This window comes from Limibacillus halophilus (assembly GCF_014191775.1).
GTDB lineage: Bacteria > Pseudomonadota > Alphaproteobacteria > Kiloniellales > CECT-8803 > Limibacillus > Limibacillus halophilus.
The window spans coordinates 534,553-547,791 of the sequence record NZ_JACHXA010000002.1; the positions used below are offsets into that span (position 1 = coordinate 534,553).

Annotated in this window: 13 protein-coding genes; 7 read left to right on the forward strand and 6 right to left on the reverse strand. The window is 59.1% G+C overall.

The annotated features are described in order from the left end of the window. Positions 1–51 precede the first annotated feature (51 nt). The gene (locus FHR98_RS05650; RefSeq protein ID WP_183415654.1) at positions 52–432 is read left to right on the forward strand and encodes a DUF1127 domain-containing protein; all 381 of its coding nucleotides are present in this window, start codon (positions 52–54) and stop codon (positions 430–432) included. 105 nt (positions 433–537) lie between these two features. Here FHR98_RS05650 and FHR98_RS05655 read toward each other — a convergent pair whose 3' ends face one another. The 3 genes from FHR98_RS05655 to FHR98_RS05665 all read right to left on the reverse strand — a co-directional run bounded on the left by FHR98_RS05655 (position 538) and on the right by FHR98_RS05665 (position 4,723). Next, on the reverse strand, positions 538–1,440 hold the full coding sequence (locus tag FHR98_RS05655; protein ID WP_183415655.1) for a 50S ribosomal protein L11 methyltransferase: 903 nt from the start codon (positions 1,438–1,440) through the stop codon (positions 538–540). Beyond that, the gene (locus FHR98_RS05660) at positions 1,440–3,725 is read right to left on the reverse strand and encodes an ATP-dependent helicase (RefSeq protein WP_183415718.1); all 2,286 of its coding nucleotides are present in this window, start codon (positions 3,723–3,725) and stop codon (positions 1,440–1,442) included. Before FHR98_RS05660 ends, FHR98_RS05655 begins: the two co-directional genes overlap by 1 nt. Positions 3,726–3,865: 140 nt before the next feature. Further along, positions 3,866–4,723 carry a cysteine hydrolase family protein gene (locus FHR98_RS05665; protein WP_246377469.1) on the reverse strand — a complete coding sequence of 286 codons (858 nt, stop codon included), beginning with the start codon at positions 4,721–4,723 and terminating at the stop codon, positions 3,866–3,868. A 186-nt stretch (positions 4,724–4,909) separates the two neighbouring features. Between FHR98_RS05665 and FHR98_RS05670 the strand changes: the two genes are divergently transcribed. After that, positions 4,910–5,887 carry an AraC family transcriptional regulator gene (locus FHR98_RS05670; protein ID WP_183415656.1) on the forward strand — a complete coding sequence of 326 codons (978 nt, stop codon included), beginning with the start codon at positions 4,910–4,912 and terminating at the stop codon, positions 5,885–5,887. A 121-nt stretch (positions 5,888–6,008) separates the two neighbouring features. After that, the gene (locus FHR98_RS05675; RefSeq protein WP_183415657.1) at positions 6,009–7,151 is read left to right on the forward strand and encodes a succinylglutamate desuccinylase/aspartoacylase family protein; all 1,143 of its coding nucleotides are present in this window, start codon (positions 6,009–6,011) and stop codon (positions 7,149–7,151) included. Positions 7,152–7,158: 7 nt separating this feature from the next. Here the strand turns inward: FHR98_RS05675 and FHR98_RS05680 are convergent, their stop codons facing one another. Continuing rightward, positions 7,159–9,006 carry a chloride channel protein gene (locus FHR98_RS05680; protein WP_221205735.1) on the reverse strand — a complete coding sequence of 616 codons (1,848 nt, stop codon included), beginning with the start codon at positions 9,004–9,006 and terminating at the stop codon, positions 7,159–7,161. A gap of 127 nt (positions 9,007–9,133) precedes the next feature. Here FHR98_RS05680 and FHR98_RS05685 point away from each other — a divergent pair, with 127 nt between their 5' ends. Both FHR98_RS05685 and FHR98_RS05690 read left to right on the forward strand, forming a co-directional pair. After that, entirely contained in the window at positions 9,134–9,619 is a 486-nt protein-coding gene (locus tag FHR98_RS05685; protein WP_183415658.1) for a GNAT family N-acetyltransferase, read from the forward strand. After that, positions 9,616–10,101, forward strand: a complete 486-nt coding sequence (locus FHR98_RS05690) for a GNAT family N-acetyltransferase (protein WP_183415659.1) — start codon at positions 9,616–9,618, stop codon at positions 10,099–10,101. Before FHR98_RS05685 ends, FHR98_RS05690 begins: the two co-directional genes overlap by 4 nt. Here the strand turns inward: FHR98_RS05690 and FHR98_RS05695 are convergent. Both FHR98_RS05695 and FHR98_RS05700 read right to left on the reverse strand, forming a co-directional pair. Beyond that, positions 10,098–10,622 (reverse strand): pentapeptide repeat-containing protein, encoded by a 525-nt coding sequence (locus FHR98_RS05695; protein ID WP_183415660.1) that lies wholly within the window; start codon positions 10,620–10,622, stop codon positions 10,098–10,100. The two genes, FHR98_RS05690 and FHR98_RS05695, sit on opposite strands and share 4 nt — an antisense overlap. Then, positions 10,622–11,119 (reverse strand): thioesterase family protein, encoded by a 498-nt coding sequence (locus FHR98_RS05700; RefSeq protein ID WP_183415661.1) that lies wholly within the window; start codon positions 11,117–11,119, stop codon positions 10,622–10,624. Before FHR98_RS05700 ends, FHR98_RS05695 begins: the two co-directional genes overlap by 1 nt. A 110-nt stretch (positions 11,120–11,229) precedes the next feature. Between FHR98_RS05700 and FHR98_RS05705 the strand changes: the two genes are divergently transcribed. Both FHR98_RS05705 and FHR98_RS05710 read left to right on the forward strand, forming a co-directional pair. After that, on the forward strand, positions 11,230–12,162 hold the full coding sequence (locus FHR98_RS05705; protein WP_183415662.1) for a hypothetical protein: 933 nt from the start codon (positions 11,230–11,232) through the stop codon (positions 12,160–12,162). 163 nt (positions 12,163–12,325) lie between these two features. Then, on the forward strand, positions 12,326–13,192 hold the full coding sequence (locus FHR98_RS05710; protein WP_183415663.1) for an MlaA family lipoprotein: 867 nt from the start codon (positions 12,326–12,328) through the stop codon (positions 13,190–13,192). Positions 13,193–13,239: the final 47 nt, after the last annotated feature.

Consider the following 13,239-nt stretch of genomic DNA (forward strand, 5'->3'; position numbering starts at 1 on the left):
GAGATAAGCTCGCAATAAAGGCTTGCATAGTGTCAAGTTGAGGTGACTGAGATGTACTACGAGAAAACCCTAATCAACGACGCGATCCTGGCAAAGGCGCGCCGTGAGCAGTCCGAGTTGTTTCGGGCGTTTTTCGCTTCCTTGGGCAACAAGTTGTTCAAGGGCATTCCTGAGCGTCTGCGTCGCGCTTACCAGCGCCGCCGCACCATGATCGCGCTTGAGCGTCTGGATGAACGCACGCTGGCCGACATCGGCTTGGCTCCGGGCATGATCCGTCGCGCTGCGATCAGTGCTGCCGATTTTGCCTACGATCAGGAGATGCGTGGCGTTTCCAAGCCGACCTTCCTGACGCCGGCTCAGGCCATGAATCAGGCCGACGGATTCGCTGCCAAGCGGGTTGCCAACAGCAACCGCCAGAAGAAAGCTGCGTAAAGCAAACCCCGCTTTCCGGCAGACCTGCACTGAACGAAAGGGACGGCGCTCCGTTGAGGGGCAGCCGTCCTTTTCGCGTTTCAGGGTTGGTCGGTCCCCGGACCTTTACAACGGGCGGCGAAGGACCAGCGTCATCCACTCATCCAGCGGGTAGCGCGCCACCAACTCCAGCCCTACCTCAAGGTGGCGGTCTCCGACTTCGCGTTCCTGGTGATCGAGCAGCCCGGACAAGACAGCATAGCCGCCCGATGCCAGGTTGGCCGCCAGATCATCGGCCATCTCGCAGAGCGGCCCGGCTAGAATATTGGCGACGATCAAATCGTAGGGTGCCGAGTCGCGCACGACGTCGCTGTTGTAGCCATCAGACAGCTCCGCCCGCACTGCAGATGATAGGCCGTTGAGGCGCAAGTTTTCCTGGGCGACCAGAACGGAATCCCTATCGTTGTCTACTGCCAGCACCGGCCTGGACCAAAGCCGCGTCATGGCCATGGCCAACACGCCGGAACCGCAGCCCATATCGAGCGCCCGCTCGTAGACGACCCCCTGTTCATGCAGGTCCTGCAAGGCCAACAGACAGCCGCGCGTGGTCTCGTGCCGACCGGTCCCAAAGGCCTGATTGGCATCGATCAACAGCGAAATGCTACCCTCGGGCGGTGTTTCCGTTACATGCGAACCATGAATGTAAACCCGTCCGGCGGTAATCGGCGGCAAAGATTTCTGACTCTCCGACACCCAATCGGTCGGAGGCAGGGGTTCTGCCTTGTAAGCGGGCGCATTCTGACCGAGACCGCTGGCCAACGCCGCCAATGACACCGCCGCCGTCAAGGCCGCGCGATCCGGCTCTTCCCCTAGATAAAGCACCACCGGCACCACACCTTTATCATCGGGGCCGCCCGTCACCAATGCGCCGCCTAACGGCATCAATGCCTCTTCCAGCACAGCCAAGCCGTCGGCCGGAAATTCCAGGTCCACACGCCAGCCGTTGCCGCCATCGTCCGATTTTGTCATTAGCCCGCCTGATCTTCGGGGACGACGAAGGAGGCCATGACCTTCTTGTCGCCCGCCTTATCGAAGGAAATGGAAAGGCGGTCGCCTTCCCGCTCGATCACCACACCATAGCCGAATTTCTGGTGGAAAACGCGCTGACCAACCTTGAATCCGGGCTTGGAAAGCTGCCCGACCTCTTCGGCTACGCCGTCGATAAACCGCTTCGGCGCAGCACCCCTCGCGTGGCTCTGGGCCCGGCGATAACCGGGTGTCGTGCGCCCCTGCCCCCAGTCGGAGAAGCCTGCGAAGCCCGAGAAGCCCCCGTAGCCGCCGCCTCTGCTACCATAGAGGCCGGCATCGCTCTCGACCTCCACGTGGTCCTTGGGTAACTCGTCCAGGAACCGTGAAGGTAGGGCCGCCGCCCAAGAGCCATGCAGACGCCGGTTCGCAACGAAGGATATGACCACCCGCTTGCGCGCTCTGGTCAGGCCCACGTAGGCCAGGCGCCGCTCCTCTTCCAAGCCGCGCAGTCCCGTTTCGTCCAGGGCTCGCTGATTGGGAAACAGCCCTTCCTCCCAGCCCGGCAGGAAGACGCTATCGAACTCCAGCCCTTTTGCGCCATGCAAGGTCATAAGCGTAACTTGCTCTTGGTCCAGGGTCTGGGTGTTCTCCATTACCAGACTGACGTGCTCGAGGAACTGCATCAAGCTGTCGAACTCGGCCATGGCGTTGACCAATTCCTTGAGGTTCTCGAGCCGCCCCGGCGCATCAACCGATTTATCCAGTTGCCACATCTCGGTGTAGCCGGACTCGTCGAGAACAATCTCGGCCAACTCCGGGTGGGGCGTATCGCCGACCATACCGGTCCAGCGGTCGAGATCGGCAAGGAGACCGCCTAGGGAGCGCCTTGCCTGCGGCCGCAGCTCATCGGTTTCAACGATTCGCCGGGCAGCCTCGGTCAGGGGAATCTCAGCGGGACGTGCCAAGCCATGCAGCAACCGGATGGTTGCGTCGCCCAGCCCGCGTTTAGGTTTGTTGACGATGCGCTCAAAGGCCAGATCATCGCTCGGCGATTGCAAGAGCCGAAGGTAAGCCAGCGCGTCGCGTATTTCCGCGCGCTCATAGAAACGCGGGCCACCGACGACACGGTAGGGCAGTCCCAAGGTGATGAAGCGCTCTTCAAACTCGCGGGTTTGCGCGGTCGTGCGCACCAGGATGGCGATCTCGTCGAGCGAATGCCCCTTGCGCTGTAGGGCTTCGATTTCGTCGCCCACGTAGCGGGCTTCCGCCTCGCCGTCCCAAAGACCGCGAACCCGCACTTTCTCGCCTTCGCCGCCTTCAGTCCAGAGCGTTTTCCCAAGACGTCCGGCGTTCTGCTTTATCAGACCGCTGGCCGCACCCAGAATGTTTCCGGTCGAGCGATAGTTGCGTTCCAGACGAACCAGTTTTGCGCCAGTGAAATCTTGCTCGAAACGCAGGATGTTGCCGACTTCCGCACCACGCCAGCCATAGATCGACTGATCGTCGTCACCCACGCAACAAATGTTGTGATTGGCCTGAGCAAGCAGTCGCAACCAAAGGTACTGCGCCACGTTGGTGTCCTGGTACTCATCGACCAGAATGTATTTGAAGCGGCGATGATATTCCTCCAGCACGTCCGGGTGCTTCTGAAACAACGTCAGACAGTGCAGCAACAAGTCGCCAAAATCGCAGGCGTTCAACGTAATCAGTCGTTCCTGATACTGGCGGAAGATTTCCACGGCGCGGCCCGCCGCCATCTCGCCGCCGTCGGTTGTCTTCAGGCGGTCGGGCGTCAGCCCCTTGTCCTTCCAGCGCTCGATGGCCGAGAGCACGGCCCGAGCGGGCCATTTCTTGTCGTCGATCTGCTCGGCTCTCAGAAGCTGCTTGACCAGCCGGATCTGATCATCGGTATCGATGATAGTGAAGTTCGAGGCGAGGCCAAGGCGCTCTGCATGTTTGCGCAGTATGCGCGCAGCCAAGGCGTGGAACGTGCCCAACCACCAACTCTCAACATGATCAACACCCAGCAGGGAACTGACACGGTCTTTCATCTCCCGCGCCGCCTTGTTGGTGAAGGTCACGGCCAGAAGCTCCCCGGGCAGGCAACGGCGGGTGTAGAGCAGATGCGCAAGACGGGTGGTCAACACCCGCGTCTTACCGGTACCCGCCCCTGCCAGGACCAGGACGGGCCCGTCCAGGGCCTCGACCGCCTCCCGCTGGGTGGGGTTGAGCTTTGCAAAATAAGGTGGTGTGGCCGCCGCAGCGGCTGAAATCGAATCGGCCATGGCGGGCAATATAGCGCAGCCGGTTCGCGCCTGCACGCCGTCGCCCGTCCTGTTTTACAAAAAAAAGTGGACCGCCCGAAAGCAGCCCACTTCCTTGAAAGCCGCCTGAGAAGAACTCCCCTTGGAACGGCGTCTCGTTATCAAGCAGCTTCGGTTATGCGCTTCGTCGCTTCTTCGGTCGTCCAGAGCGCATTGGCGATGTAGCGGAAGTTTATGAGTGCTGCCATATATCCGTCACCCTCCGGCAACATGGCTGCGGCTGTTGCGTCACGTACCACCGCGACCTCGTAGCCTTGTTCCAGCAGTTCATGCAGGTGCGCCTGAACGCAAAGGTTCGCCGACATGCCCGCCAGGATCACCTTATCGATTCCCGCCTTGCGAAGCTGCAAACTAAGATCGTTGGCTTCCGGACCATACACCTTGTGCGGCGAGGCGATGATGGTCTTGCCGTCTTCAATGTAAGGTTTGTATTCCGGCATGAAGTCTGCGCCCGACCCTTCAAAGCCGTCTGTCGACAGCGGACCCTTGCGATCGAACATGCCAATCGCATGCATCAATTTCTCAAGCGGACCGCCGAACTTCCAGCCATGATCGGTGGGGTAGTAGTAGTGGGGCGAGATCGCCACCGTCATGCCAACCGACTTGGCGGCTTTCAACAGCTTGCCGATGTTCTCGACCGTACCGTTGGATTCAACACTGGCGCCCACTACGCCCCAGGTCACACCATCCGGGCTCAAAAAATCGATTTGGGGGTCGGTGATGACCAGAGCGGTGTTTGCCAGATTTACGTCGACATCGGTCTGCGGCAGCGCTGGTTCGGCAGGGTCGGCATAGGCCCCCTCACCCGCCGCCTCGGCGACTCCGATGCCGCCGGAAAGGCCGACACCGGCTGCGACCGCGGCAGCGGCGCCACCTCCCATCAACAGCTTCCTGCGGCTTTCATGAATCTCCTCGCTATCAGGCGCAGACCCTTCATTGTGATGATCGCAACATTTCATTTCTAATCCCTCCAATTCATCGACAGGCCGGATGCGTCATTGCACCACGCTTCTGCAACGCAGCTTCGGGGTAACGGCGAGCCCTTAGGTCGTTCATTTGTGCCTTATCGTCCAGTTTGATGTTGGCGCAACTGCCATGCGGGTGTATGCATCCTTGGGAGCTTTAGAATCCTTGAAGGCCTTTTGATGCTGCTGAACAACCTGCTTGATGCGACCGAGGTAACCGTGGAGCCCTTCGCGATCTGCGAGGTCGAGACGGGTGCCGCGCTAGACCTTGGCGCGCACGCGGTGCCGACGATCCATTATCTGCTGCAAGGTTCGGCCGAGATTAGCTTTACGCAGGATCGTCGTTTGCTGCTGCATCCCGGCACGGTCGCTATCATCCCCGCGCACTGGCACCAGCACATGACCGCGCGCTGGACCGACGAAGCGCTAACGTTGACCGGCGAGCCGATTGCCTCGGGCGTAAACAGCAACTGTTGTCGTGACCTCGACCCAAGTTGGCGGCACCATCTGGTGCTTCGCGAAACGCATGACCCGCTTGGCCAGGAAGCCACCGGTCAACCCCGCACGGTCATGGCCTGCAGCCTGCTGCGCGCAAGCTTTTGCGCCGGGACAGGACTGTTTGATTATCTCGACGAGCCAATAATCGCACATGCGCTGCCGAACGATCCCCTCGGCTGGACGCTGAACCGGCTGCTGGAAGAACTGGCGACCCCCCGGCCTGGCAGCCTGGCTAGTGCCCGTGTCCTGCTGAAGGAGAGTCTGATCCTGCTGCTACGCGGGCACTGCAAGGAGGAGGACTGCCGCCTCCCCTGGCTGGCAGCGCTGGAGGACGAGCGTTTGGCGAGATCGCTCCTGGCGATGACCAACGATCCCACCGCGCCGCATGATCTGGAGAGCTTGGCGGCTCTCGCGGGCATGAGCCGGTCCAGTTTTGCCCAGCGCTTCTCGGACGCTTTTGGCCGCGGCGCAATCGACCTACTGATTGAGCTGCGTCTGAAACATGCAGCCCAACTTCTGAGCGGCAGCCGCCTGCCCATTGACCGGATCGCGCAGAAAGTCGGCTATCAAAGCCGAAGCTACTTCACGCGCGCTTTTCAAACGCGTTTCAAGATAGCGCCGGGAGCGTATCGGCGGCGGAGCCGCCAGGTCGCGAAGTAACACACCGCTTGTTTACTTCCCACCCCCTTGACCTCCGAGACCAAGTGCACGCAAGAATGCCGTCGGCCTTCATGGTGAAGGCCCGACCAGACGAAGACCAAGACCGAAAGGGATAGATTTGATGGCAGCAGAGGTCCAAAAATTCACTCTTGCACCTGCTGGACCAGGTAGCAGCCGGGAGTTATTCGCCCTTTTCTACGGGAAGAGGAACGCGCGAAAAAAGGCCTATATTCAGGCTGCCATCCACGCAGACGAAACACCTGCGCTGCTGGTTGCTCATCACCTGCGCCGGCTTCTCGATCAAGCCGCGGGCAAAGGCCGGATTCTGGGACAAGTCGTCTTGGTGCCCTTCGCCAACCCGATCGGCCTTTCACAGATCGTCAATGACGAACTGTCAGGACGCTATGAAGTAGGCGGCAAGGGCAATTTCAATCGCAACTGGCCGGACCTCTTCGCGGTTGTGGAAAAGCGGCTCGACGGCTTGATCGGTGAGGACCCCGTCACTAACCAGAAGGTTTTTCGCACGGCAGTGGTCACATGGCTCAACGACTGGAAACCGAATAGCGAGATGGAGACTTGGCGCAAGACGCTGCTCGGTCTGGCCTATGATGCCGATATCGTACTCGACCTTCATTGCGACGACGACGCCTTGATGCACCTCTTTATCGCGCCACAATCCTGGCCGGATGCCGCCGACCTTGCGGCGGATCTTGGCTGTGCTGCGGTCATGACGGCAGAAGATTCGGGCGGCGGTTCGTTTGACGAATGTTTCTCTGCTCCTTGGACCAAACTGGCGCGTGCCTTCCCGGATGCGAACATTCCGGCGCCACCGCTATCGGCAACCGTCGAGCTTCGCGGCAGGCCCGATGTGGACGACGCCACCGCCGAAAAAGACGCCTTGGCAATATTCAAGGCGCTACAGCGCCGCGGAATTATCGACGGTGAAGCGCCACCGCCCGCCAAGCCCATCTGCGACGCCACCGATTTGCGCGCAACCGAAATTCTGCGCGCGCCAATGGCGGGGGTTGTGTCCTATAAAGCAGCGCTTGGGCAACAGATCAAAGCTGGCGATCTGATCGCTGAGATCGTCGATCCGGCGGCCGATACCTTGGGACGAGCGAGGGTGCCGCTACACGCCGGGACAAACGGCGTTCTTTTGTCCAAACGCCAGCACAAGTGGGTCGTTCCGGGCTTTTCGATTGCGAAGATTGTTGGCGAGGAAATCCTCGAGGATCGGGTCGGTGTCTTGCTGGAAAATCGCTGACCAGCTCTCAGACCTCGCCGCGCTCCTCGCGACGGGCCTGCTGCAAAGTGCGGTGGTAGGCAACCATCACCTCGTGTTCGTGGACAAAACCCAGGAAGCGCTGTTCCTCGCGATCGAAGACGACGGGAAGATGCACTTCGCCGCTGGCGCCGAAGGCCTGCACAGCGGTTTGCAGATCGTCGCGGGCCGTCAAGAGGTACCCCGCCTTATGCATTGTATCCTGGGCCACCATGATTTCATCACTGGAGGAATCGAAGGCTAACTCCGCCAAATCCGGGAAGGAAATCAGACCAACCAGACGTTCATCGTCATCGACAACGGCCAGCAAACTCCAGGGGGCCGCCGCCAGCTTGCGCCGCACCTCGGCTAAGGGTGTGCTAGGATCCACGCTCTCGACCGCTTTGTCGGTGAAGCCCGAGACCTCCAGGGCGCGCAGCAAACCGACCTCGCGACCGCCTGCGAGGCTGATGCCGCGCCGCTCCAGCTGCCATTGGAAGAAACTCTTGCCAAAAAGCTGCTGCGTGATGATCGAGGCGATCGCCGTGGCAATCATCACGGCGATGGTCAACGCGTAGTCGTTGGTCATCTCAAAAATGATCAAGACCGTCGAGATCGGCGCGCCAAGCACTGCGCCGGAAACAGCGCCCATTCCAACTATCGTGTAGGCCCCATGACCGGACGATAGATCGGGAAAGACGCTGGTCGCCAGCACACCGAACGCACCTCCCACCATGGCGCCCAAGAACAGCGACGGCGAGAAAATTCCCCCGCCGAAGCCAGAACCTAACGAAAGCGCGGTGGCCAGGGTCTTCATCAGAATAAGCGCAAAGAGCAGCCATAACGGCAGGGTTTCCGACAGCGCGGCATCGGTCGCGCCATATCCGACCCCCAAGACTTGGGGAAAGACCAATGCGATACAGCCCACGGCCAGGCCGCCGATCGCCGGACGCGCCCACGACGGCACTTTTGGGAACCGCAACCAAGTATCCTCGACGGCCATGATGGAACGCATGAATAAGATCGCGGCAATGGCGCTGATGATGCCTAGCAACGCAAACGCCGGAAACTCGAAGAAGGAAGTGATCTCCCGCGTCGCCGGCAGCACAAAGGCCGGAAAATCGCCGAAGTACATGCGGCTGACCATCGTACCCAAGACGCTGGCAACGACGACCGGCGCGAAAGCCGACAACGCATAATGGCCAACAACAACCTCCAGCGCGAAGAACACGCCGGCGATAGGTGCATTGAAGGACGCCGCGACCGCAGCGGCGACACCGCAGCCGAGCAACGTCCGGCTCATGGCGCGTCCCAGATGGAGGCGGTTGGCGAAGAACGAACCGATGCTGGCTCCAAGATGCACAACCGGGCCTTCACGACCCACAGAGCCTCCGCACCCAATGGACAAGGCATTGACTACCGCAGCCTTCAAACCGACGATCGATGACATGCGGCCGCCGCGAAAAGCGCTGGCTTCGATGACCTGTGACACAGCCTGCGGTTGCTGGCGGCCGGGCATGAAATGATAAACAAACAGCCCGATGATCAAGCCGCCGAGCATCGGCGACAGCAGTATCCGCCACCAGGGCACAGCATCGATAGCGGCCAGGAGGTTCTCGCCGCGAACCGAAAGCGCTAACCACTGGAAGAAATCAATTCCAAGACGAAAGCCGATTCCGGCCAATCCCCCCGCCAGTCCGACTAGGATCGATAACAAGAACAGCTTTAGATGCGGCGACTGCAGGGCACGGCGGGTCCGATACCACCGCAGCGCCAGTATACGGCGTTGACGCCGCAGGCGACGCCCAAGATCAAAGTCGGCTATTGAAATCATCCCCGCGTCCTCTGGTTCGTCCATCGGATTAAACGCTTTCCGGCGATGGTATGAAACCCCCTGGAACGCGCGGCGCATCACCCGTTGTCGGATAAACCAATGCAATGCTAGCGTCTGCGTTTTCCGAATCCAGCCTGAAAGCAAAGCGCCCATGACCTCATCACCGAAGATCCGATTCGCACGTAGGGAAGATGCAGCGGTCATCGCTGATTTGGTCACTGAACTGGCGCGCTTCGAAGGCAAGGTCGGTGCCTGCACACCTGAATTTATCGAACGCTGGGCTTTTGGTTCCGCGCCTGCTTTCGAGTTATTGGTAGCGGAAACAGACTCCGGTGTGGTCGGCTACTTGGCCTTTTATCGCGCTTTCTCGCTGTTCAAAGGCGGCCCGGTTCTCCTGATCGAAAATGTTTATGTTCGCGAGGCGCTCCGCGGCCAGCGGTTAGGGCGAAAACTGCTCGCCGCCGCCGCCGCCGAAGGCAGGCGTCGAGGCTACATCCGCTTGGAGCTGAACGTGCGCGGGGACAACCCAAAGACTATTGCCTTTTATGAAGGCCTGGGGCTTTTCGCGCCCGGTGAATCCGTGATGCGAAGCGAGGACGCGGCGTTAGCGACGCTGGCAGAGGAGTGTGACCAATGACCCTCTCGATCCGCAAAGCGGAGCCCGGCGATACAGGCGTTATTATGGGCCTCGTTCGAGACTTGGCTGCCTTCGAAGACCTTCTCGACGACGTGCGGGCCACCGAGCAGGATTTTCTCGACACCGGGTTTTCCAGCCATCCGTACTTTGAATGCCTCTTGGCCGAATGGCAGGGAAAAGCTGTTGGATTTGCTCTCTTTTTCCACAATTACTCGACGTTCGAAGGGCGGCCGGGAATTTACCTGGAAGACATTTTCGTCAAGCCGGAGGCCCGAGGTTTAGGCGCGGGTAAAGCGTTATTGGCGCGTATCGCCAAACTTGCGATCGAGCGTGACTGCCGCCGCTTGGATCTGTCAGTGCTGCATTGGAATCCCGCACGCGCCTTTTACGAGTCATTGGAAATGACTCACATGAACGAGTGGTGCGCCTATCGCCTTTCAGGGAACGGTCTCAAAACCCTCGCCGATTCCGACAGAACCTAGCGCCAGTTACAGCGACCTTTGGAGCCTTCCGCACAAACCGTTTTGCCGTCCGTCCAGGTAGCGCCCGACAGATCGGCAAAGGTCAAGTTTGCACCTTCCAGGCGCGCATCAGTCAAGTTGGCACCACGAAGGTTCGCCCGAAACAACATTGCATTCCGCAAATCAGTCCCAACCAACGATGCGTCCGTCAGATCCGCTTTCGTCAGGTCAGCATCCGACAACTTGGCACCGTCGAGCATCGTCCCGATCATCACCGAGTTGACGAATTTGGCCCGATACCCCTCCACCTCGGCAAAGACACTGTTGCTGAGATTCGCCCGCACAAAAGAGGCCTCTCGTACTCTACCGCCGGTGACGTCAAGCCCGCTGAGGTCCAAACCATCCAACGAGCAGCGCTGCCAATTAACCAAAGGCTGTGGCGGGTCCGTGCAGGCCGCTGAAGCATCCCGCGCGTCCAAACCCAAGGCAAGCGCTGCAAACCCCAAAGATAAACACAGGTTCAACAACCACCGATTTCGCATCAGGGTCTTGTCCCTGGAAGCGGTGGCTTGGCAATGGCGCGACCAGCTTCAGCCGGCATTTCAAGAAGGGCATGGTCATTCATGATGGACTGAAGTTCCTCGCATACTTGTTTGGGCATAGGCGCGACCTTGCGCAGATTCATATCCATGTAGAGATGGACCCACTCCATGGTGGCCGCAACGAATCCTTCAGTCTCATGCCGCATGATCGTGATAAAACGAATACGCTTCTCATCAAAACCAAGCAGTTGCACATCACAGACCAGCGGATCGCCGAGATTGACCTCTCGCTGATAGGTAATATGTCCTTCAACACTGAAAATGGAACCCTGCAAGGTCTTGCGTTCCTCAGGGCCAAGGCCGATCCTCTCCAGGAATACATCCGTGGCTTGATCGAAAACTAAGACATAGTACGCAACATTCATGTGACCGTTGTAATCGATCCAATCCGGCGAGACGGTCGTACGGTACAATCTCAACGGTCCTGCTGCCGACATTCAGTTCTCCTCCGTAATGCGCCTTGCTCCAATGTCTCGACGACGATAAAGCAAAGGCTGGAAGGGTCAACGGGCGAGCGTGAGCCGCGGGCAAGGAAGAGGCGACCAACATGGCGGCAGTAAGATGGATGGCGGCCTTGGGACGGCATGGTACGACAGTGCTGTTCGGCTCGATTTTCCTGGGTTTGCTTTTGCCATCGGCGGCCAGCTTTCTTAGACCGACACTGCCCGCTTTCGTTTTTCTGTTGCTCTTCATCTCTTTGTTGCGTGTGGATTGGAGCGCGCTGGGCCAAGTGCTGCGGCGGCCATTCCTGATAAGTGGTTTGGTCGTGGGTTTGATGATTGCAGCCCCCGTCTTAACCTGGGTTCTGTTATTGCCCCTGCCAATTCCCGAAGGGCTGCGTACGGGCATCGTGCTGATGGCTGCCGGACCGCCGATTCTAGGCGCGACGGCAATCGCATTCTTGTTGCGCCTTGATGGCGCCGTGACCTTGGTTGTCTGTCTTTGCTGCACCTTGCTGACGCCGATAACGGTGCCGCCGGTCGCACTCATACTGCTTGGCCTCGACCTCGACATCAGCCTCCTTTCCTTCATGGGGCGCCTTGGAATACTGGTCGGTGTGTCCCTGCTTCTTGCCGTTGCGGTGCGGCGCAAGGTGGGCAGCGTTGTTCTGGCACAGAATCATGAACTGCTGGACGGTCTAGTGGTCCTGTGCATGGTCGGATTTGCAGTTGCCATCATGGAAGGCGTGACAGACACGGCGATGGTCGATCCCCAACGTGTCGCGCTTTGGACCCTGGCCGGTCTTGCCGCCAATCCTCTGTTACAGGTCCTAGGCTACGCAGGAACGCGTTTCCTGGGTCGCAACCGTGGATTGACCGTCGGTCTGATGATGGGTAATCGCAACATGGGCTTGCTGCTGGCGGCGCTACCCGCGGGCGCCGATCCTGGAGTCGCACTCTTTTTTGCCGTCGCTCAGATACCGATGTACACTCTGCCGGCACTGCAAAAACGCCTGTACCAGCGGATTGCCAGAACGTGATGCTAGGTTTCAATCACTGTTGCATTAATAACACAGGATATTTTTTGCTGTTTTTTTCAAAGAGATGACGCTTGCAGATAAACCTGGGTTATACTTTTCGAAAGAACTATGGGGTATTAATCTAGGGTATGACGGCTAGCGACGCGCCGGGGGGCAATCTAGTATGGATCGAGTAAGACGTGAAGATGCGCAGAACAACGTGCATGGTGAAATAAGCACGGGTTCCGTGCGAACCGATTTTGAGAATGGAAAGGCCGCCATGACTGTCGGAGCCTTTGATCGAACGCTGACGGGCCTGACCCGGGCAATGGCTGTTGCCATGATGCTCTTTGTGTCTGCCTGTGCAGGCGCACCGGCGGAAGAACAGGAAGCGCAACAGCCCGGTGCCGTGGAAGATCCCTTCGAGGATGTGAACCGCGTCATCTTTGATATCAACCTGTTCCTTGACGATTTCCTGATACGCCCTGTTGCAGACGGCTACCGCTATGTGCTGGCGCCGGGCGCCAGGGATGTCGTGCGCGATTTCATTCGAAATCTGACAACCCCTGTACAGCTCGTGAATAACATCTTGCAGGGTGACTGGGATCAGGCATTGGTGACCACACAGCGCTTCTTCATCAACACCGCCTCAACCGGCGGTCTTGTGGACGTTGCGGCACTGGAGGGCTATCCGTTCCGCAATGAGGATTTCGGCCAGACGATGGGGGTTGGCGGTGTTGTGGAAGGACCTTACTTAGTCCTGCCGATCATTGGGCCGTCCAATACGCGTGATACCGTCGGCATGGTCGTGGACATCTTGATTGACCCGATCACTTGGGCTACGTCCAGTATTACTGCTGGTTATATAGGCGCTTCAGGCGGCCTGGACGCGCGAGCGCGAAACGTGGAGGCGCTGGACGAATTGCGGGAAGACTCGGTTGACTACTACGCTCGCCTCCGCTCGCTATACACACAAAAGCGCCGAAGTGAGATCGTCAACGGCGAAGCCGACCAGGGCTCGTTCCCAACACCAGGCCTAGATTCCCAGTGACTTGTTACTACATCACAAATCTGAAGCCGATTTCGCGAACGGGTTTT

Bases quoted from the DNA above. Each gene is read 5' to 3' on its own strand.
- FHR98_RS05650 (WP_183415654.1), top strand. From the start codon at position 52: ATGTACTACGAGAAAACCCTAATCAACGACGCGATCCTGGCAAAGGCG.
- FHR98_RS05655 (WP_183415655.1), bottom strand. From the start codon at position 1,440: ATGACAAAATCGGACGATGGCGGCAACGGCTGGCGTGTGGACCTGGAA.
- FHR98_RS05660 (WP_183415718.1), bottom strand. From the start codon at position 3,725: ATGGCCGATTCGATTTCAGCCGCTGCGGCGGCCACACCACCTTATTTT.
- FHR98_RS05665 (WP_246377469.1), bottom strand. From the start codon at position 4,723: ATGAAATGTTGCGATCATCACAATGAAGGGTCTGCGCCTGATAGCGAG.
- FHR98_RS05670 (WP_183415656.1), top strand. From the start codon at position 4,910: ATGCTGCTGAACAACCTGCTTGATGCGACCGAGGTAACCGTGGAGCCC.
- FHR98_RS05675 (WP_183415657.1), top strand. From the start codon at position 6,009: ATGGCAGCAGAGGTCCAAAAATTCACTCTTGCACCTGCTGGACCAGGT.
- FHR98_RS05680 (WP_221205735.1), bottom strand. From the start codon at position 9,006: ATGGACGAACCAGAGGACGCGGGGATGATTTCAATAGCCGACTTTGAT.
- FHR98_RS05685 (WP_183415658.1), top strand. From the start codon at position 9,134: ATGACCTCATCACCGAAGATCCGATTCGCACGTAGGGAAGATGCAGCG.
- FHR98_RS05690 (WP_183415659.1), top strand. From the start codon at position 9,616: ATGACCCTCTCGATCCGCAAAGCGGAGCCCGGCGATACAGGCGTTATT.
- FHR98_RS05695 (WP_183415660.1), bottom strand. From the start codon at position 10,622: ATGCGAAATCGGTGGTTGTTGAACCTGTGTTTATCTTTGGGGTTTGCA.
- FHR98_RS05700 (WP_183415661.1), bottom strand. From the start codon at position 11,119: ATGTCGGCAGCAGGACCGTTGAGATTGTACCGTACGACCGTCTCGCCG.
- FHR98_RS05705 (WP_183415662.1), top strand. From the start codon at position 11,230: ATGGCGGCAGTAAGATGGATGGCGGCCTTGGGACGGCATGGTACGACA.
- FHR98_RS05710 (WP_183415663.1), top strand. From the start codon at position 12,326: ATGGATCGAGTAAGACGTGAAGATGCGCAGAACAACGTGCATGGTGAA.